Here is an 18153-nt window from a genome sequence, read left to right on the forward strand (position 1 = left end):
CGCATGAGCACCACGCCTCACGCCATCGGTGCGCTGCCTGCGGGCAGCGGCGCGCTCGCGCTCGACACGTATGAGCTGACCAAGCGCTTCGGTGCCTTCACCGCGATGGACCGCGTGACGATGCGCGTCGAGCCCGGCACTGTGCATGCGCTCCTTGGCGAGAACGGCGCGGGCAAGAGCACGCTCGTGAAGTGCGTGGCCGGCTTCCAGCGCGCGGAAGAGGGCAGCATCCTGATCGATGGCCGCGAGCAGGACATTGCCAACCCCATCGTGGCGCGCGCGCTCGGCATCGGCATGGTGTACCAGCACTTCACACTCGCGCCGGGCATGACCGTGGCCGAGAACCTTCTGCTCGCGGGCGGCAAGACACCGGCGCTGATCGACTGGAAGGCGAAGCGAGCCGAGCTCAAGGCTTTTCTGGCGACCACGCCCTTCAGCCTCGACCTCGACGTGCGGCCGTCGGAGCTCGCGGCGGGCGAGAAGCAGAAGCTCGAACTGCTGAAGCAGCTCTACCTGAAGCCGCGCCTCCTGATCCTCGACGAACCGACCTCGGTGCTCACGCCGCAGGAGGCCGACGAAGTGCTGGGCCACGTGCGCGAATTCGCGAAGAGCGGCCTGTGCACCGTGCTCATCATCACGCACAAGTTCCGCGAAGTGATGGCCTATGCCGACAGCGTGACGGTGCTGCGCCGCGGCAAGGCGGTGCACCATTGCCGCGTGGCGGACACGAGCCCGGCGCGGTTGGCTGGAGCCATGATGGGCGGCGAGGACGCTGCGGTTTCCGCACCGGCTGCATCACCCGTCGCAAGAAAGCCCGTGCTCGCTGCGGCGCCCATTGCACTGAAGGTCGAAGGACTCAAGGCGCAAGGCGACCGGGGCACGTTGGCGCTGCACGACCTGGCACTTTCCGTGCGCGCGGGCGAAATTCTCGGCGTAGCGGGCGTCTCGGGCAACGGCCAGCGCGAGCTGGTCGAGGCGCTGGTCGGGCAGCGCCCACGGCTCGCCGGCAAGGTGAGCGTCATGGGCCAGCCCTACAGCGCACGGCGCGCAGAAAACCGACGCCTCAAGGTGCGCAGCCTGCCCGAGGAGCCGCTGCGCAACGCGTGCGTGGGCGACCTCAGCGTGGCGGAGAACATGGCGCTGCGCGATTTCGACAGGCCTCCGTTGTCGCGTGGCGGCGTGCTGAATTTTCCGTTCTGGCGCAACCGGGCGCGCGAGTGGATTGCCGAATACGGGGTCAAGACGCAGGGCGAAGGCGCCGCGATCCGCAGCCTGTCGGGCGGCAACGTGCAGCGCGCGGTGCTGGCGCGCGAGCTCGCCGGCGACATCAATGTGCTGATCGCTGCCAACCCCGTGTTCGGCCTCGACTTTGCCGCCGTGGCCGAGATCCACGAGCGCATCGTGCAGGTGCGCGAGAAGGGCGGGGCGGTGCTGCTCATCAGCGAAGACCTCGACGAACTGCTGGAGCTGGCCGACCGCATCGTCGTGATGAGCGAGGGACGCATCGTGTTCGAGACTTCGGCTGCAGGCGCTGAGAGGCATGTGATCGGGGCGCACATGGGCGGTGGGCACCACGAGCCACTGAAGGCTGCGGCATGAGCGGCCCTTTGAATCAAAGAGCAACACCATGCGCATAGAAGAAGCCATCCCCTTCCCCTACGAGTTCGAGATCAGGAACACCGCGCTGGTCCTCATCGACATGCAGCGCGACTTCATCGAACCCGGCGGCTTCGGCGAAACCTTGGGCAACGACGTGTCCTTGCTCGAAGCGATCGTTCCGGCGACAAGAACAGCTTTGCAGGCATGGCGGGAAGCCGGAGGCCTCGTGGTGCACACCCGGGAGGCGCACAAGCCCGACCTCTCCGACTGTCCGCCCGCCAAGCGAAACCGCGGCAACCCCGCCTTGCGCATCGGCGACGAAGGCCCGATGGGTCGCATCCTCGTGGCCGGGGAACCGGGCAACCAGATCATCGATGCGCTCGCGCCCATCGGCGGCGAGATCGTCGTCGACAAACCCGGAAAAGGCGCTTTCTACGCCACCGGCCTGCACGAGCTGCTGCAACAGCGCGGCATCACGCACCTGCTGTTCGGCGGCGTCACCACCGAAGTCTGCGTGCAGACCTCGATGCGCGAAGCCAATGACCGCGGCTACGACTGCCTCTTGCTCGAAGACTGCACCGAAAGCTACTTTCCGGCCTTCAAGGCCGCCACGCTCGACATGGTGCGTGCCCAGGGCGGAATCGTCGGCTGGACCGCGCCGAGCGCCGCGCTCTTGGCGGCGCTTCTCGGCGGGCGATGACAGCGACTACCATTCCACACGTGTCTACCGTTCGCTCCCGCTCCACTTCACCCGCATCCGCCGTTCCCGCCGCCGCCGACGCGACCGTTTTTCGTACCCGCGCCGACGAGGTCTACGCGCAGCTCAAGCGCGACGTGGCCGATTTCATCCTCGTGCCCGGCGACCGTTTCACCGAGAACGAGATCAGCGAGCGGCTCGGCGTTTCGCGCACGCCCGTGCGCCAGGCGCTGTTCCGCCTCCAGCAGGAAGGTTTTGTCGAAGTGCTGTTTCGCAGCGGCTGGCGCGTGCTGCCCTTCGACTTCGACCAGTTCGAGCAGCTCTACGACCTGCGCATGGTGCTGGAGACCACCGCCGTGCACCGCTTGTGCGAAGCCGACCGCCGCGTCGACCGCAGCGTGCTCGACGCGCTGGCCGACATCTGGCTGGTGCCGGTGGCGCAGCGCAGCAGCGACACCGCGCAGGTGGCGCAATGGGACGAGGCTTTTCATTGCGCGCTGGTGGCTGCCGCGGGCAACGCCGAGATGGCGCGCGTTCACAGCGACGTGACCGACCGCATCCGCATCATCCGCCGGCTCGATTTCACCCAGCAGCCGCGCATCGACGCCACCTACGAGGAGCACGGCAAGATCCTCAAGGCCATTCGCGCCAACCGCGGTGACCAGGCTGCGATGCTGCTGCGCGCGCACATCGAGACCAGCCAGGCCGAGGTGCGCAAGATCACGCTGCACCAGGTTCACCTGGCGCGGCATGCGGGCAAGACGGCCGCGCCGCGCTGACCGGTCAGAGCGTGAAGTCGTACTCGACCGTGATCGGCGCGTGATCGCTGAACTTGATGGTCTTGTAGATCTGCTCGGTGCGCGCCAGGGCGCCCGTGTTGGGCGTGGCCAAGTGATAGTCGAGCCGCCATCCCACGTTGTTTGCATAGGCCTGGCCGCGGTTGCTCCACCATGTGTAGGCCTCGCCCGTGGTGTCGGGCTTGAGCGTGCGGTAGACGTCCACCAGGCCCGCGCCGTCGGTGCCGGCGTCGAGCAGCCGGGTCATCCAAGCGCGCTCCTCGGGCAGGAAGCCGCTGTTCTTCTGGTTGCCGCGCCAGTTCTTGAGGTCGATCTCCTTGTGCGCGATGTTGATGTCACCGCAGAGGATGAATTCGCGCTCTTTCTTGAGTGCGGTGAGGTGCGGGAAGAACCCCTTCAGGAACCTGAACTTGGCCTCCTGCCGCTCCTCGCCCGAGCTCCCGCTCGGAAAATAGCAGCTGATGATCGACAGCTTGCGGGCGGGGGTGTCGAAGCGCAGCTCGAGATACCGGCCTTCAGCGTCGAATTCGGCGTCGCCCCAGCCCACGACGACGTCGCTGGGCGCGTGTTTCGTGTAGATCGCGGTGCCGGCGTAGCCTTTTTTCTCGGCGAAATGAAAGTGGCCCTTGAGCCCCGCCATTTCTTCGAAGCGGCCCTCGATGTCGCTCGCCTGGACCCGGATTTCCTGCATGCAAATACAATCCGGCGCAAGTTCGGCCACCCAGTCCGCCACCCCTTTCGTGGCGGCCGAACGCAGGCCATTGAGATTGAGGCTGGTCAGTTTGAACACAAGGAAATTCCGATGGCTGTAGATGGTGTGGAAAGCAGTGCGGTGGCGCAGGACTTCGTCCAGTTTGCGCTCGACGCGGGCGTGCTGCGCTTTGGCGAGTTCAAGACCAAGGCCGGCCGGTTGAGCCCCTATTTCTTCAATTCGGGCCTTTTCGACGACGGCGCCAAGATCGCGCGGCTCGCCGAATTCTATGCAGACCGGCTGATCGAGAGCGGCGTCGAGTTCGACATGATCTTCGGCCCCGCCTACAAGGGCATTCCACTGGGCGCCACGGTGGCCGCCGAACTGGCCCGGCGCGGCCGCAACTACCCCTTTGCCTACAACCGCAAGGAAGCCAAGGCGCACGGTGAGGGCGGCAACCTGGTGGGCGCGCCCCTCAAGGGCCGGGTGCTGATCGTCGACGACGTGATGTCGGCGGGCACCGCGGTGCGCGAATCGATTGCCGCCATCGAGGCCGCGGGCGCCACGCCGCATGCGGTGGCCATTGCGCTCGACCGGCAGGAGAAAGCCACCGAGAACGGTGTCGACGTGGACCACAGTGCGGTGCAGTACGTGCGCAATCAGCTGGGCCTGGCGGTGGTGCCCATTGCGACGCTCGACGACCTCTTGAACTACCTGTCAGGCAACCATGCCGCCGCTGATCTGGGCGCGCACCGGGAGCGCGTGCTGGCCTACCGCGCGCGCTACGGCGCCCGCTGAGGTAACTCGATGCCTGTGCACAAGCTCGAGAACCAGAGGGTACGACCATTCGCAGCAGCGGCGCTGCTGCCGATGACGATGTTGGTGATGCTGCTGCCCGCCGAAGTGCCGGCGCAGCCCGCCGTACAGGCGCCCGCCAGCATCTATACCTGCACCGACGCGCGCGGCCGCACGCTGACGGCCGACCGCCCGATTGCCGAATGCACCGACCGCGAGCAGCGCGAACTGAGTCCGAGCGGCACCACGCGCCGCCGCATCGAGCCGACGTATACGGCCCGCGAATTGGCCGAGCGCGAAGACCGCGCCCGCGAGGCGTCGCTGCAGGCCGCGCGGCTGCTCGACGAGCGCCGCCGCGAGCGTGCACTGCTGGTGCGCTATCCCAACATCACCGTGCATGACCGTGAACGCGGCGAGGCGCTGGTGCAGATCGATGCGGTGATCCAGGCGGCCAAGAAGCGCCTCGAAGAGCTCGGTGAAGACCGCAAGCACATCGACGAGGAACTCGAGTTCTACAAGCACGACGTCAGCAAGGCACCGGGCGCGGTGCGCCGCAAGCTCGATGACAACAAGCAGAGCGTGGCGGTGCAGAACCGCTTCATCGGCGAGCAGGAAGACGAGAAGAGGCGCGTGAATGCGCGCTTCGACGAGGAGCGCGCGCGCCTCAAGCAAATCTGGTCGCCCCAGAACGGCGGCGGCAAGTAGCTCGCCGCCGGAGGGGGCCGATCAGGCCAGCTTGGCCTTGAGGAGTTCGGTGACTTGCGCGGGGTTCGCCTTGCCGCCGCTGGCCTTCATGACCTGGCCCACCAGGCCGTTGAGGGCCTTTTCCTTGCCGGCGCGGTACTCGTCGACATTCTTCTGGTTCTTGGCAATGACCTCGTCCAGGATCTTGTCGAGCGCGCCGGTGTCGCTCATGGGCTTCAGGTCCTTGGCTTCGATGATGGCGTCGACGTCGCTGCCTTCGCCGGTCCAGAGAGCGTCGAACACCTGGCGCGCGGCGTTGTTGGGCAGCGTGCCGTCGGCAATGCGCTTCACCAGCTGGGCCAGCTGCTGCGCCGTGACCGGTGCGGCGTCGATGCCGATTTCTTGTGCGTTCAGGCGGCGCGCCATCTCGCCGGTGATCCAGTTGCTGGCCAGCTTGGGCGTGGCGCCGGCTTTCACCGCATCGTCGAAATAGCGTGCGAGCGCCGGGCCTTGGGTGAGTTGCGCCGCGTCGTATTCCGACATGCCGTGGTCGCGCACATAGCGCTCGGCCATGGCGCGCGGCAGCTCGGGCATGGTGGCGCGCACGCGCTCGATCCATTCGGGCTCGATGGCGAGCGGCGGCAGGTCCGGGTCGGGAAAGTAGCGGTAGTCGGCCGCGTCTTCCTTGGTGCGCATGGTGCGCGTCTCGCCGGTATCGGGGTCGAACAGCACGGTGGCCTGTTCGATCTTGCGTCCGTCTTCCAGCTCGTTGATCTGCGAGTTGATCTCGTAGTCGATCGCCTGCTGCATGAACTTGAAGCTGTTCAGGTTCTTGATCTCGCGCCGCGTGCCGAGCTTCTCGCCGGGCCTGCGCACCGACACGTTGGCGTCGCAGCGGAAACTGCCTTCCTGCATGTTGCCGTCGCAGATGCCGATCCAGGTGACGATCTTGTGCAGCTCGCGCGCATAGGCCACGGCTTCCGCGGTGGAGCGCATGTCGGGCTCGGTCACGATCTCCAAGAGCGGCGTGCCGGCACGGTTCAGGTCGATGCCGCTCTGGCCGATGAAGTCTTCGTGCAGCGACTTGCCCGCGTCTTCCTCGAGGTGGGCGCGCACCAGGCGCACGGTCTTCTTTTCTTCGCCGAGGAAGAACGAGACCGAGCCGCCCTGCACGACCGGGATCTCGTACTGGCTGATCTGGTAGCCCTTGGGCAGATCGGGGTAGAAATAGTTCTTGCGCGCGAACACGCTGCGCGGCGCAATGTGCGAGCCGAGCGCCAGGCCCAGCTTGATGGCGCGCTCGACCGCGCCTTTGTTCATCACCGGCAAGGTACCGGGCAGCGCGAGGTCCACCGCGCTGGCTTGGGTGTTGGGCTCGGCGCCAAAGGCGGTGGAGGCGCGGCTGAAGATCTTGCTCGCGGTCGACAGCTGCGCGTGCGTCTCGAAGCCGATGATGACTTCATAGCCGCGCACCAGCGGGCCGGTCGGGCGGCCTTGTTGTTGTGCTTCGAAAGTGTTCACGGGTTCGCTCATCTCAGAATCCCTCCGGCGTGCGCGTGTGCCAGTCGGTGGCCTGCTGGAAGCGGTGGGCCGCGTTCAGCAGCTTGGCTTCGCCGAAGTAGTTGCCGATCAGCTGCAGGCCGACGGGCATCGGCTTGCCGATGCCCTGCTTCGAGCCTTGCATGCCGCTGTCATCGAAGCCCGCGGGCACGCTCATGCCGGGCAGGCCGGCCAGCGAGGCGGGCAGCGTGAAGATGTCGGCCAGGTAGTCGGCCACCGGGTCGCCGCCGTGTTCGCCGATCTTCCATGCGGTGGTCGGCGCGGCGGGGCCGGCGATCACGTCGCATTGCTTGAAAGCCTGCTGGAAGTCGTCCGCGATCATGCGGCGCACCTTTTGCGCCTGCAGGTAGTACGCGTCGTAGTAGCCGTGCGAGAGCACGTAGGTGCCGATCATGATGCGGCGCTTCACCTCGTCGCCGAAGCCTTCGGCGCGCGTGCGCTCGTACATGTCGGCCAGGTCCTTGTACTGCTTCGCGCGGTGGCCGAACTTGACGCCGTCGAAGCGGCTCAGGTTGCTCGAGGCTTCGGCCGCGGCCAGGATGTAGTACACGGGAATCGACAGCTCGGTGAGCGGCAGCGTGACTTCGACGCGCTTTGCGCCGAGCTTCTCGTATTGTGCGAGCGCCGCATCGATGGCAGCGCGTACGCCGGGCGCCACGCCTTCGCCGAAGAATTCTTTCGGCACGCCGATGCGCAGGCCCTCGAGCGAGTCGTCGAGCGAGCGGCCGAAGTTCTCCGCGGGCTTGTCGAGCGAAGTGGAGTCGCGGTCCAGGTCGGGGCCGCAGAAGGCCGACAGCAGCAGCGCGCAGTCTTCGGCCGAGCGGGCCATCGGGCCGGCCTGGTCGAGGCTCGATGCGAAGGCCACCATGCCGTAGCGCGAGGCGCGGCCGTAGGTGGGCTTGATGCCCGTGACGCCGCAGAACGAGGCCGGCTGGCGGATCGAGCCGCCGGTGTCGGTGCCGGTGGCCGCGGGCGCGAGGCGCGCCGCCACGGCGGCCGCACTGGCGCCGGAGGAGCCGCCCGGAATGTGTTCGCGGTTCCAGGGGTTCTGCACCGGCACGGCCTTGTCGTGGCCCACGGCGGGCACGGCGACGTTCTCGTTGGCCGAGCCCATTGCGAATTCGTCGCAGCTCAGCTTGCCGAGCGTGACCGCGCCGGCCTCGGCCAGGCGGCGCACCACGGTGGCATCGAAGGGCGAGCGGTAGCCCGCGAGCATCTTCGAGCCGGCGGTGGTGGCGAAATCGGTGGTGACGAAGATGTCTTTGTGCGCAATTGGCACGCCGGCCAGCGCAGGCGCGTTGCCCTTGGCGATTTGCGCGTCGGCCGCGCGGGCCTGGGCCAGCGTGACTTCTTCGTTGATGTCTACAAAAGTACCCAGTGATTCGTGCGCCTTCATGCGGCTGAGGAAAAGCTGCGCGGTCTCGACGGCGGAAACCTTGCGCTCTGCCAATGCCTTGGCGAGGGCGACCACGCCCATCTGATGCAATTCGCCGCTCATCATTCGATCACCTTCGGCACGAGGAACAGTCCCGCTTCGACAGCCGGGGCGCTCTTCTGGTTGGCTTCACGGTTGTCGGGCTCGCTCACCACGTCGTCGCGAAGGCGCAGCGTGACGTTCTCGACGGCGGCCACCGGGTGGGCCAGCGGCTCGACGCCGGCGGTGTCGACGGAGCGCATGCGTTCGACCAGGTCGAAGAAGCCGTTGATTTGGCTGAGCATGCGCTCGCTTTCATCGGGGGCAAGCTGCAGCCGTGCCAGCGAGGCAATGCGTGCAATATCTGAAGCGGAAAGGGACATGGGTGAAACCGGCCAAAAAAACCGGAGGTAATGCACGCCGGAAGGGGTGCCGACACGGGATTCCAGAGGGGATTCGGGTATTATCCCGCCTTTGCCGCAACCCCCGCGAACGCGCCGGCTTTTGCGCCAAAAACAATCAATTCACCCCGTCACACGACCAAAAACAGAGCGACGATCTGCCGACGCGCAGGCCGTGCTCCAGAGGATTCCGCACATGTTTGGAGCTTTCCGTCGGTACTTTTCGACCGACCTTGCGATCGACCTCGGCACCGCCAACACACTGATATTTGCCCGCAACAAGGGCATTGTGCTGGACGAGCCCTCGGTGGTCGCCATCCGCCACGAAGGCGGTCCCCACGGCAAGAAGGTGATCCAGGCTGTCGGCCGCGAAGCCAAGGCCATGCTGGGCAAGGTGCCCGGCAACATCGAGGCGATTCGCCCGATGAAGGACGGCGTGATTGCCGACTTCGTGATCACCGAGCAGATGATCAAGCAGTTCATCAAGATGGTGCACCCGCGGACGCTGCTCACGCCCAGCCCGCGCATCATCATCTGCGTGCCCTGCGGCTCCACCCAGGTCGAGCGCCGCGCCATCAAGGACGCGGCCGAAGCGGCCGGTGCTACTTCCGTCTATCTCATCGAAGAACCCATGGCCGCGGCCATCGGCGCCGGCCTGCCCGTGAGCGAAGCCTCGGGATCTATGGTGGTCGACATCGGCGGTGGCACCACCGAGGTGGGCGTCATCAGCCTGGGCGGCATGGTCTACAAGGGCTCCGTGCGCGTGGGCGGCGACCGCTTCGACGAAGCCATCATCAACTACATCCGCCGCAACTACGGCATGCTGATCGGCGAGCCGACGGCCGAGGTGATCAAGAAGAACATCGGCTCGGCCTTCCCGGGCTCCGAGGTCAAGGAGATGGAAGTCAAGGGCCGCAACCTGTCCGAAGGCGTGCCGCGCAGCTTCACCATCAGCAGCAACGAAGTGCTGGAAGCCCTGACCGATCCGCTCAACAACATCGTCTCGGCCGTGAAGAACGCGCTGGAACAGACCCCGCCCGAACTCGGCGCCGACATCGCCGAGCGCGGCATGATGCTCACCGGCGGCGGCGCGCTGCTGCGCGATCTGGACCGCCTGCTGGCCGAGGAAACCGGCCTGCCGGTGCTGGTGGCCGAAGACCCGCTGACCTGCGTGGTGCGCGGTTGCGGCATTGCCCTCGAGCGCATGGACCGCTTGGGAAGCATCTTCACGAGCGAGTGAATGCGCCACCGCCATCATCGGCCGGCTCTGCTTGCGCAGGCCGGCCTTTTTGCCATCTGACGTTGTTGCTCCGCCAGGCCTGAACCATGCCCTTGGGCACGCTCGATCGCACAGCCCCGCCCCTGTTCAACCAGGGGCAGTCGGCGCTGAGCAAGCTGATCTTCTTCGGCGCGCTGGCGCTGTTCCTGATGGTGGCCGATGCGCGCCTCCATCTCGTGCAGCCCCTTCGCGCGGCCGTCGGCGCGGTGCTCTACCCGGTGCAATGGTTGGCGCTCAAGCCGGTGCAGCTGGTGGTGGGCGGCGGCCGCTATCTGGAAGACCTGCAGACTGCGCAGCGCAACGAAAACGAGGCACGCAAGGCGCTCATGCTGCAGGCTGAACGCGCGAGCCAGGCCGATACCCTGGCGCAGGACAACGCGCGGCTGCGCGCGTTGCTCGATCTGCGCCAGACCACCCAGGCCCCGGGCCGTGCGGCCGAGGTGCTGTACGACGCGGCCGACCCGTACACGCGCAAGATCGTCATCGATCAGGGGCTCACGCAGGGCGTGGCGCCAGGCTCGCCCGTGATCGACGCGCACGGCGTGCTCGGGCAGGTGACGCAGGTGCTGCCATTCACCAGCGAAGTCACGCTGGTGATCGACCGCGATCTTTCCATCCCGGTGCAGAACACCCGCACCGGCGTGCGCAGCGTGGCCTTCGGCGACGCGTCGGCGCACGGCGGTGGGCTCGAGCTGCGCTTCATGGCCGCCAATGCCGACCTGCAGGAGGGCGACCTGCTTTCCACCAGCGGTGTCGACGGCGTCTATCCGCCGGGCCTGCCGGTGGCGAAGATCGAGCGCATCGAACGGCGTGCCGACTCCGCCTTTGCGCGCATCTACTGCGTGCCGCTGGCCCGCGTGACGGCCGCGCGCTACGTGCTGGTGCTGGCGCCCACGGGCACGCCCTCGGCGCCGCCGCCCGCCGCGCCCGCAGCCGCGGTGCGCAAGAAGCCGGAGGCCAAGTCCGCCAAGGCCGACAAGAAACCCGCGGAGCGCGCCCGATGATCAAGCGTCCCGGACAACAGCAGCTCCTGCTGCCCGTGAGCCCGCTCTTCATGTGGTCGAGCCTGGTGGTGGCGCTGCTCATCAACATGATCCCGATCGGCCGCGCCGCGTGGATGCCCGACCTGCTGGCCCTGGCCATCGTGTTCTGGGGCGTGCACCAGCCGATGCGCGTGGGCATTGGCGTGGCCTTCGTTTTCGGCCTGTGCATGGACGTGCACCAAGCTTCCATGCTGGGCCAGCATGCGCTGTCTTACACCACACTGGGCTTCTTCGCGATCACCATCCACCGGCGCCTGCTCTGGTACCCGGTGTTGTCGCAAGCGCTGCAGGTGCTGCCGCTCTTTGCGGTTTCGCAGCTGGTCGAGGTTGTCACGCGCCTGGTTGGCGGCGGCGTATTCCCGGGCTGGACGGTGTTGATTTCCCCGGCGCTCGAAGCCGTGCTGTGGCCCTTGGCGACCGCGCTTCTGCTGGCCCCTCAGCGCCGTACGCCGGAACCCGACGAGAACCGTCCCCTCTAAGCCAAAGCTCAAATTTGCCGTTGCATTTGCCACCGCACTTGCACGCGCCTAAGCTCACGCCGCCATGACCGAAATCCGCAACGTTGCCGCCGACCTCGCGCGCTTCAAGCGCCGCGTGATCGTGATCGGCATGGTGGTGCTCTTCGCCTTCAGTCTGCTGGGCGCGCGGCTGGTGTACCTGCAGGTGGTGCGGCATGAAGACCTGGCCGAGCAGGCCGAGAGCAACCGCACGGCCATCGTGCCGGTGGTGCCCAATCGCGGCCTGATCCTCGACCGCAACGGCATCGTGCTGGCCTCGAACTATTCGGCCTACACGCTGGAGATCACGCCCTCCAAGGTGGGCGACGTCGAGGAAACCATCGAAAGCCTGACGCAGGTGCTCGAGGTCTCGCCGCGCGACCGCCGCCGCTTCAAGCGGCTGCGCGAGGACTCGCGCAGCTTCGACTCCATTCCGATCCGCACCCGCCTGAGCGACGAGGAGGTGGCGCGCTTCGCGGCGCAGCGCTACCGCTTTCCGGGCGTGGAGATCAAGGCGCGGCTGTTCCGCAACTACCCGCATGGCGAGATCGCCTCGCACGTGCTCGGCTACATCGGCCGCATCAACCAGCGCGAGAAGACCGCGATGGAAGACTGGGCCGAGGAAGACCAGGCCAACTACAAGGGCACCGACTACATCGGCAAGCTCGGCATCGAGCAAAGCTACGAGAAGACGTTGCATGGCCAGACCGGCGTCGAGCAGATGGAAACATCGGCCGGCGGCCGTGCGGTGCGTCGGCTCGCGAGCCATCCGGCCACGCCCGGCAACACCGTGATGCTGTCGCTCGACATCAAGCTGCAGAAGCTGGTGGAAGACATGTTCGGCGACCGCCGCGGCGCACTGGTCGCCATCGATCCCAAGACCGGCGAGGTGCTGGCCTTCGTGAGCAAGCCGACCTTCGACCCCAATCTGTTCGTCGAGGGCATCGACACCGAAAGCTGGAAGGAGCTCAGCGAGTCGCTCGACAAGCCGCTGCTCAACCGCGCCTTGCGCGGCACCTATCCGCCCGGCTCGACCTACAAGCCCTTCATGGCGCTGGCCGCGCTGCAGACCGGCAAGCGCGGCCCGAACGTGGTGGTGAACGACCCCGGCTACTTCAACTTCGGCGGCCACCGCTTCGGCAGCCCCGAAGGCAACCTGGGCGGCGTCGACATGCGGCGCTCGATCCAGGTGTCGAGCAACATCTATTACTACTCGCTGGCCAACGAGATGGGCGTGGATTTGATCCACGACTTCATGAAGCCGATGGGCTTCGGGCAGATCACCGGCATCGACCTGGGCGGCGAAGTGCGCGGCGTGCTGCCGAGCACCGAGTGGAAGCGCAACGCCTACAAGCGGCCCGAGCAGAAGAAATGGTATGCGGGCGAGACCATCTCGCTGGGCATCGGCCAGGGCTACAACACCTTCACCATGCTGCAACTGGCGCAGGCCACGGCCATCGTGGCCGACGGTGGTTTGAAGCACAAGCCGCATCTGGTGCTGGCCACGCGCAACACGGTGAGCGGTGAAGTGGCGCCGCTGCCGCAGCCGCCGGCCGAGAACCTCGGCTACACCGCCGCCAACGTTGCGGTGATTCGGGAGGGCCTGACCAGCGTGGTTACCAGCGGTACGGCGCGCGGCGTTTTCGCCGGTGCCAGCTACCAGGCAGCCGGCAAGACCGGTACGGCGCAGGCCGTGACGCAGGCGCAGAACACGAAGTACAACGCACGCGCCCTCGAGGAGCACCAGCGCGACCACGCCTTGTTCATGGCCTTCGCGCCGGTGAACGATCCGAAGATCGCCCTGGCCGTGATCGTCGAGAACGCCGGCTGGGGCGCCGGCGCCGCGGCACCCATTGCGCGCCGCGTGTTCGACTACTGGCTGCTGGACCAGTACCCGAGCGAAGCCGACATGGCCGCCATCAAGGTCGGCAAGGCCGCCGCCCCCATGGGCAAGCCGCGCGTAGCCAGCGAAGTGGCGTGGCCGGCGGCCGCCACGGCTGCAACCGCCCCTTGAATCTTGCTCCCTCTCCCTCTGGGAGAGGGTTGGGGTGAGGGCAAGCGGCATTCAAGGCCGCGCGATGTTGTAAGGCCGCCTGCCCTCACCCTAGCCCTCTCCCAGAGGGAGAGGGGACAACGCGGGGAGGGGATAAGGCTCTAAGCCACCGTGCCGCTGACTTCACCCAAGCCGATCCGCACCGCCCCCGCGCGCTCGCAGTAGCCGCGCATGATCAGCGTGTCGCCGTCTTCGAGAAAGGTGCGCTTCTCGCCGTTGGGCAAGGTGATCGCCTGCTTGCCGCCCAGTGTGATCTCTATCAGCGAACCGGCTTCGTCGGGCTTGGGGCCCGAGAGCGTGCCCGACCCCAGCAGGTCACCGGGCTGCAGGTTGCAGCCGTTCACCGTGTGGTGCGTGACGAGCTGCGCGGCGGTCCAGTAGGCGGCCTCGGTGGTGTTGCCGCGCGTGAGGCGCGCAGGGGCGTCGCCCGCGGCGCGCATCTTTGCCGTCTGCAGCAGCACCTCGAGCGTGATGTCGAGCGCGCCACTTTCGCGGTTGGAGGGCGCATCGAGGTATGGCAGCGGCTGCGGGTCTCCCGCCTGGCGCTCGAATCTGGCGCGGAACGGTGCCAGCGCTTCCATCGTCACGATCCACGGCGAGAGCGTGCTCGCGAAGTTCTTCGAGAGAAACGGCCCGAGCGGCTGGTACTCCCAGGCTTGCAGGTCACGCGCCGACCAGTCGTTGAGCAGGGTCACGCCGAACAGATGCTCTTCGGCCTCGCCGATGGCAATCGGCTCGCCGAGTTCGTTGCCGCGGCCGACAAAGAAGCCGAGTTCCAGTTCGTAGTCGAGCCGCTTCGACGGGCCGAAGCTCGGCTCGACCGCATCCGGCGCCTTGGTCTGCCCCTGCGGACGTTTGAAGACCTGCCCGCTCACGCCGATGGACGAGGCGCGGCCGTGATAGCCGATGGGCACCCACTTGTAGTTGGGCATCAGCGGCTGGTCGGGTCGGAACAGCTTGCCGATGGTGGTCGCGTGATGGATGCCGGTGTAGAAGTCGGTGTAGTCGCCGATGCGGCAGGGCACGGTCATCTCGGCCTTGGCCTGCGGCAGCAGCGCCTTCGACCATTCCGCCTTTTTGCCACTGCCTTCGGCAAGGCCTGCGGAGATAGCGGCACGCAGAGCCTGTCGGTCCTTCGCGCTGGCGCTCATCAGCGCGTTCATATCGTCGGTGCCGGTGAGGCCTGCGGCCCGGAGGTCGAGCACCTGGTCGCCGATGGCCACGCCGATGCGAAAGCCTTCGTTGCTGCCGGCGGCGCGGAAGCGTCCGAAGGGCAGGTTCTGAATCGGAAAGTCGCAGCCGGGCTCGTTGGCCGATTGGACCCAGCTGCGCAGCTTCGGGTCATGGGTGGCGTTCAATGCGGTGGTCATGAATGTCTTTCTGTAAGTGTCCAACGAGGTCACGGCTTGAACTGGTCCTGGAGGCCAGCCCAGCAGTTCGCATAGTCGGTATCGAGCGCGGGGCTCTGGAGCGCGAAGTTCGTCGGAATGAAGCGCAAGCGGCTCTCGAACATGAAGGCCAGCGTGTTGTCCAGCTTGTGCGGCTTCAGGTCGGAGTGCGCGGCCTTGTCGAAGGCTTCCTCGTCCGGTCCGTGCGGCACCATGCAGTTGTGCAGGCTCGCGCCGCCAGGCTTGAAGCCGCCCGGCTTGGCGTCGTACTCGCCCAGCACCAGGCCCATGAATTCGCTCATGAGGTTGCGGTGGAACCATGGCGGGCGGAAGGTGTTCTCCATCACCATCCAGCGCGGCGGGAAGATCACGAAGTCGCAGTTCGCCGTGCCGGGCGTGTCGGTGGGCGAGGTCAGCACGGTGAAGATCGACGGATCGGGGTGGTCGAAGCTGATCGAGCCGATGACCATGAAATTGGCCGTGTCGTACTTCACCGGCGCCAGGTTGCCGTGCCATGCGACCACGTTGAAGGGCGACTGCTTCGCCGGTGCCTTCCAGAAGCGACCGCCGAACTTCTTGACGAGTTCGTAGGCGCCGCCGCCGTCCTCGAAAGCCGCCACGGGCGCCTGGAAGTCGCGCGCGTTGGCCAGGCCGTTGGAGCCGATGGGCCCGAGTTCGGGCAGGCGGAAATGTGCGCCGTAGTTCTCGCAGACATAGCCGCGCGAGGGCCCGGCGCCAGCCTCCGAATCCGGCAGCGCCACCTTGAACGCCATGCCGCGCGGCAGCAGCGCGATTTCGCCGGGCTTCACGTCGAGCACGCCGAGCTCGGTCGTGATCACGAGGCGACCCTGCTGCGGCACGACGAGCATCTCGCCATCGGCGTTGACAAAAGCGCGGCGCTCCATCGAACGGCCCGCCAGGTACATGAGCGAGCCGATGCCCACCTGCGCTTCGGCGTCGCCGTTGGCAGCGATCGTGTGCATGCCGTCGATGAAGTCGGCTTCGGCCGCGCCGTCCAGCGGCAGCGGATTCCAGCGCAGCGGCTCGGGCGGCAGCGCGATCTCGCGGTCGGCGCCGGTGGTCCAGTGCGCCTGCGCGTACGGCTGGTAGCGGCCCGACACCACCGAGGGCTGGCGGCGGTAGAGCCAGGTGCGGCGGTTCTCGCGGCGCGGCGCGGTGAAGGCCGTGCCCGAAAGCAGCTCGGTGTACAGATCGAAGGGCGCGCGCTGCGGGTTGTTGCGGCCTTGAGGCAGGGCGCCCGCGACGGCCTCGCTGGCGTACTCGTTGCCGAAGCCGCTTTGATAGAGCCGTTCGGCGGCGGGGGTTGCGGTGGTCATGGTGTCCTCATGAAATGGCTGGGGATGGTCTTACTTCGCCGCGTCGAGCGCTTCGCGCAGCACGGCGAGCGAGCCGATGTGGTTGGCCAGCACCAGCACGAGGCGCGCGTTGTACGCGTTGCTCTCTTCGGTGGAAAGGCCCTGGTGCGCCTCGATCAGCGCTTCGTAGAAATCGTCCGGCGCTTCGAGGTTCGGCGCCGTGTTCAGGTGTTGTTGCCGCTGTTGCATGGTGGTGCTCAAGTCTTTGCCAATGCGTGGTCGATGGCGGCGCGGATGTTCTCGGCCGCGGGATGCCGCCAGCGTGCGCACACATGCTGGTCGGGCCGCAGCAGATACACGGTGCCGGGTTGCGCGTCGTAGCGCTGCGTGGCAAGTGCGCCTTCGGACGACGCGCCTTGCACGCGCACGATGTGCAGCGGAAAGTCGCAGCCCTTCAGTGCCTGCAGGCTGCGCTCGGCCGCCTCGCCGGTGCCGAACACCAGCGCGGTGAACCGCACCGGGTCGCATTCGCGCAGCAGCCAGCCGGTGCTGCCGTCGGCCCGCACGAGCGGCGCATCGGCCGCGGCGGCGCCCGGCACCATCGCGCCCTTGAACGCGTCGGCATCAGGCGTGTTGAGCGGCGAGTCGCGCAGCACCGCGGGCACCGAAAGCCGCCCGCTGTTGACCAGCGTGCGCGCGAAGGCATGGCGCTTCGTCAACTCCAGCACTGCGTCGCGGAACAGGCGGCTCACTTCGCTCTTGGGCGTGATGAAGTCGGTGGCGCGCGTGGAGTTGCGGATGTTCTCGTCGGCCGCGTATTCGCGCTCGCTCGCATAGCTGTCGAGCAGCGCATCGGGCGCGTCGCCTTCGAGCACGGCGGCGAGTTTCCATGCGAGGTTGTCGGCGTCCTGCACGCCCGAGTTGGCGCCGCGCGCGCCGAAGGGCGACACGCCGTGCGCCGAGTCGCCCGCGAACAGCACGCGGCCATGGCGGAAGTGCTCCATGCGCTGGCACGCAAAGGTGTAGACGCTGGCCCAGCCGATCTGGAACTGCACGCCCTCAAAGCCGATGCTGTCGAGCAGCGCGCGTACGCGCGGCGTGATGTTCTCGGGTTTGCGTTCTTCCACCGGATCGGCGTCCCAGCCGAGCTGGAAGTCGACGCGCCACATGCCGTCGGCCTGCTTGTGCAGCAGCACGCTCTGGCCGGGGTGGAACGGTGGGTCGAACCAGAAGCGGCGCTCTGTAGGCAAGTCCGCATCCATCGTGATGTCGGCAATCAGGAAGCGGTCGCGGAACACGCGGCCTTTGGCTTCGAGGCCCATCAGCTGCCGCATGTTGGAGCGCGAGCCGTCGCAGGCGCCAACGTAATCGGCCGCCAGCTGGTAGCTGCCCTCGGGCGTCTCGACCGTGAGCACCGCAGCATCGCCGTTCTGTGCAATGCCGACGACCTTGTTGTTCCAGCGCAGGTCGATCAGCGGCAGCGCCGCGGCGCGTTCGACGAGATAGCCTTCGACGTAGTACTGCTGCAGGTTGATGAAGGCAGGGCGCTCGTGGCCGGGCTCGGGCAGCAGGTCGAAGCGGTAGACCTGTTCGTCGTGGAAGAACACCTTGCCGACGTGCCACGACACGCCCTTGTCGACCATGCGGTCGCCGCAGCCGAGGCGGTCGAACACTTCGAGCGTGCGCTTGGCAAAGCAGATCGCGCGCGAGCCGCTCGAAAGCGTGTTGTCGTTGTCGAGCAGCACCACGCGAATGCCGCGCAGCGCAAGGTCTATGGCCAGCGTGAGGCCAACGGGGCCGGCGCCGACGATCACCACCGGGTGGCGGGCGGGCGTGGCCGCGTCCTGGTCGGCGTGGCGCTTGTAGTCGAAGCGCAGGCTTTGATAGTCGATCACGTGTTGTCTCCGTGTCTTGTCTTGCTCCTTCCCCCTTTGGGGGA

At 66.9% G+C, this 18153-nt stretch carries 17 protein-coding genes; 9 read left to right on the top strand and 8 right to left on the bottom strand.

The features are described from left to right. The first annotated feature begins 3 nt into the window (after positions 1-3). The 3 genes from ASC78_RS10630 to ASC78_RS10640 are packed head-to-tail and all read left to right on the top strand — an operon-like array spanning position 4 to position 3075. Positions 4-1599, top strand: a complete 1596-nt coding sequence (locus ASC78_RS10630) for an ABC transporter ATP-binding protein (RefSeq protein WP_200934296.1) — start codon at positions 4-6, stop codon at positions 1597-1599. Positions 1600-1627: 28 nt separating this feature from the next. Then, complete coding sequence (locus ASC78_RS10635; protein WP_055800477.1) at positions 1628-2299, top strand: cysteine hydrolase family protein; 672 nt, start codon at positions 1628-1630, stop codon at positions 2297-2299. Next, positions 2296-3075: a GntR family transcriptional regulator gene (locus tag ASC78_RS10640; RefSeq protein ID WP_055800479.1), complete on the top strand. Its 780-nt coding sequence runs from the start codon at positions 2296-2298 to the stop codon at positions 3073-3075. Before ASC78_RS10635 ends, ASC78_RS10640 begins: the two co-directional genes overlap by 4 nt. Positions 3076-3079: 4 nt before the next feature. Here ASC78_RS10640 and ASC78_RS10645 read toward each other — a convergent pair whose 3' ends face one another. Continuing rightward, positions 3080-3883 carry an exodeoxyribonuclease III gene (locus ASC78_RS10645; RefSeq protein ID WP_055800481.1) on the bottom strand — a complete coding sequence of 268 codons (804 nt, stop codon included), beginning with the start codon at positions 3881-3883 and terminating at the stop codon, positions 3080-3082. A gap of 12 nt (positions 3884-3895) precedes the next feature. On the opposite strand from ASC78_RS10645, the gene pyrE reads away from it, so the two are divergent. Together pyrE and ASC78_RS10655 are read left to right on the top strand one after the other, a co-directional pair. Then, positions 3896-4582 (top strand): orotate phosphoribosyltransferase, encoded by a 687-nt coding sequence (gene pyrE, locus ASC78_RS10650; RefSeq protein ID WP_055800484.1) that lies wholly within the window; start codon positions 3896-3898, stop codon positions 4580-4582. A gap of 9 nt (positions 4583-4591) precedes the next feature. After that, a complete protein-coding gene (locus ASC78_RS10655) occupies positions 4592-5284 on the top strand; it encodes a DUF4124 domain-containing protein (RefSeq protein ID WP_055800485.1) in 693 nt (230 codons plus the stop codon). A gap of 21 nt (positions 5285-5305) precedes the next feature. Here the strand turns inward: ASC78_RS10655 and gatB are convergent, their stop codons facing one another. Genes gatB through gatC form a run of 3 tightly spaced genes read right to left on the bottom strand, consistent with a single transcriptional unit; the run spans position 5306 to position 8620 of the window. Further along, the gene (gene gatB / locus ASC78_RS10660) at positions 5306-6796 is read right to left on the bottom strand and encodes an Asp-tRNA(Asn)/Glu-tRNA(Gln) amidotransferase subunit GatB (protein WP_055800488.1); all 1491 of its coding nucleotides are present in this window, start codon (positions 6794-6796) and stop codon (positions 5306-5308) included. 1 nt (position 6797) lies between these two features. Next, complete coding sequence (gene gatA / locus ASC78_RS10665; RefSeq protein WP_082517521.1) at positions 6798-8321, bottom strand: Asp-tRNA(Asn)/Glu-tRNA(Gln) amidotransferase subunit GatA; 1524 nt, start codon at positions 8319-8321, stop codon at positions 6798-6800. Then, on the bottom strand, positions 8321-8620 hold the full coding sequence (gene gatC / locus ASC78_RS10670) for an Asp-tRNA(Asn)/Glu-tRNA(Gln) amidotransferase subunit GatC (protein ID WP_055800493.1): 300 nt from the start codon (positions 8618-8620) through the stop codon (positions 8321-8323). Before gatC ends, gatA begins: the two co-directional genes overlap by 1 nt. A gap of 214 nt (positions 8621-8834) precedes the next feature. Between gatC and ASC78_RS10675 the strand changes: the two genes are divergently transcribed. From ASC78_RS10675 to mrdA, 4 genes are all read left to right on the top strand, one after another. Continuing rightward, positions 8835-9878: a rod shape-determining protein gene (locus ASC78_RS10675; protein ID WP_007833435.1), complete on the top strand. Its 1044-nt coding sequence runs from the start codon at positions 8835-8837 to the stop codon at positions 9876-9878. Between the two features lie 86 nt (positions 9879-9964). After that, entirely contained in the window at positions 9965-10921 is a 957-nt protein-coding gene (gene mreC, locus ASC78_RS10680; protein WP_055800497.1) for a rod shape-determining protein MreC, read from the top strand. Next, on the top strand, positions 10918-11439 hold the full coding sequence (gene mreD / locus ASC78_RS10685) for a rod shape-determining protein MreD (protein ID WP_055800500.1): 522 nt from the start codon (positions 10918-10920) through the stop codon (positions 11437-11439). The genes mreC and mreD overlap by 4 nt, the downstream gene beginning before the upstream one ends. A 64-nt stretch (positions 11440-11503) precedes the next feature. Next, the gene (mrdA, locus tag ASC78_RS10690) at positions 11504-13471 is read left to right on the top strand and encodes a penicillin-binding protein 2 (RefSeq protein ID WP_055800503.1); all 1968 of its coding nucleotides are present in this window, start codon (positions 11504-11506) and stop codon (positions 13469-13471) included. A gap of 140 nt (positions 13472-13611) precedes the next feature. Here mrdA and fahA read toward each other — a convergent pair whose 3' ends face one another. From fahA to ASC78_RS10710, 4 genes are read right to left on the bottom strand one after another with little or no spacing between them, the layout of a single operon-like run. Next, on the bottom strand, positions 13612-14880 hold the full coding sequence (gene fahA / locus ASC78_RS10695; protein WP_055800506.1) for a fumarylacetoacetase: 1269 nt from the start codon (positions 14878-14880) through the stop codon (positions 13612-13614). A 29-nt stretch (positions 14881-14909) separates the two neighbouring features. Beyond that, positions 14910-16235 carry a homogentisate 1,2-dioxygenase gene (gene hmgA, locus ASC78_RS10700; RefSeq protein WP_055800509.1) on the bottom strand — a complete coding sequence of 442 codons (1326 nt, stop codon included), beginning with the start codon at positions 16233-16235 and terminating at the stop codon, positions 14910-14912. Between the two features lie 30 nt (positions 16236-16265). Next, positions 16266-16463: a DUF2783 domain-containing protein gene (locus ASC78_RS10705; RefSeq protein ID WP_055802037.1), complete on the bottom strand. Its 198-nt coding sequence runs from the start codon at positions 16461-16463 to the stop codon at positions 16266-16268. A gap of 8 nt (positions 16464-16471) precedes the next feature. Beyond that, positions 16472-18109: an FAD-dependent oxidoreductase gene (locus ASC78_RS10710; RefSeq protein ID WP_055800512.1), complete on the bottom strand. Its 1638-nt coding sequence runs from the start codon at positions 18107-18109 to the stop codon at positions 16472-16474. Positions 18110-18153: the final 44 nt, after the last annotated feature.

The sequence above is a fragment of the Variovorax sp. Root318D1 genome (assembly GCF_001424835.1).
Classification (GTDB): domain Bacteria; phylum Pseudomonadota; class Gammaproteobacteria; order Burkholderiales; family Burkholderiaceae_C; genus Variovorax.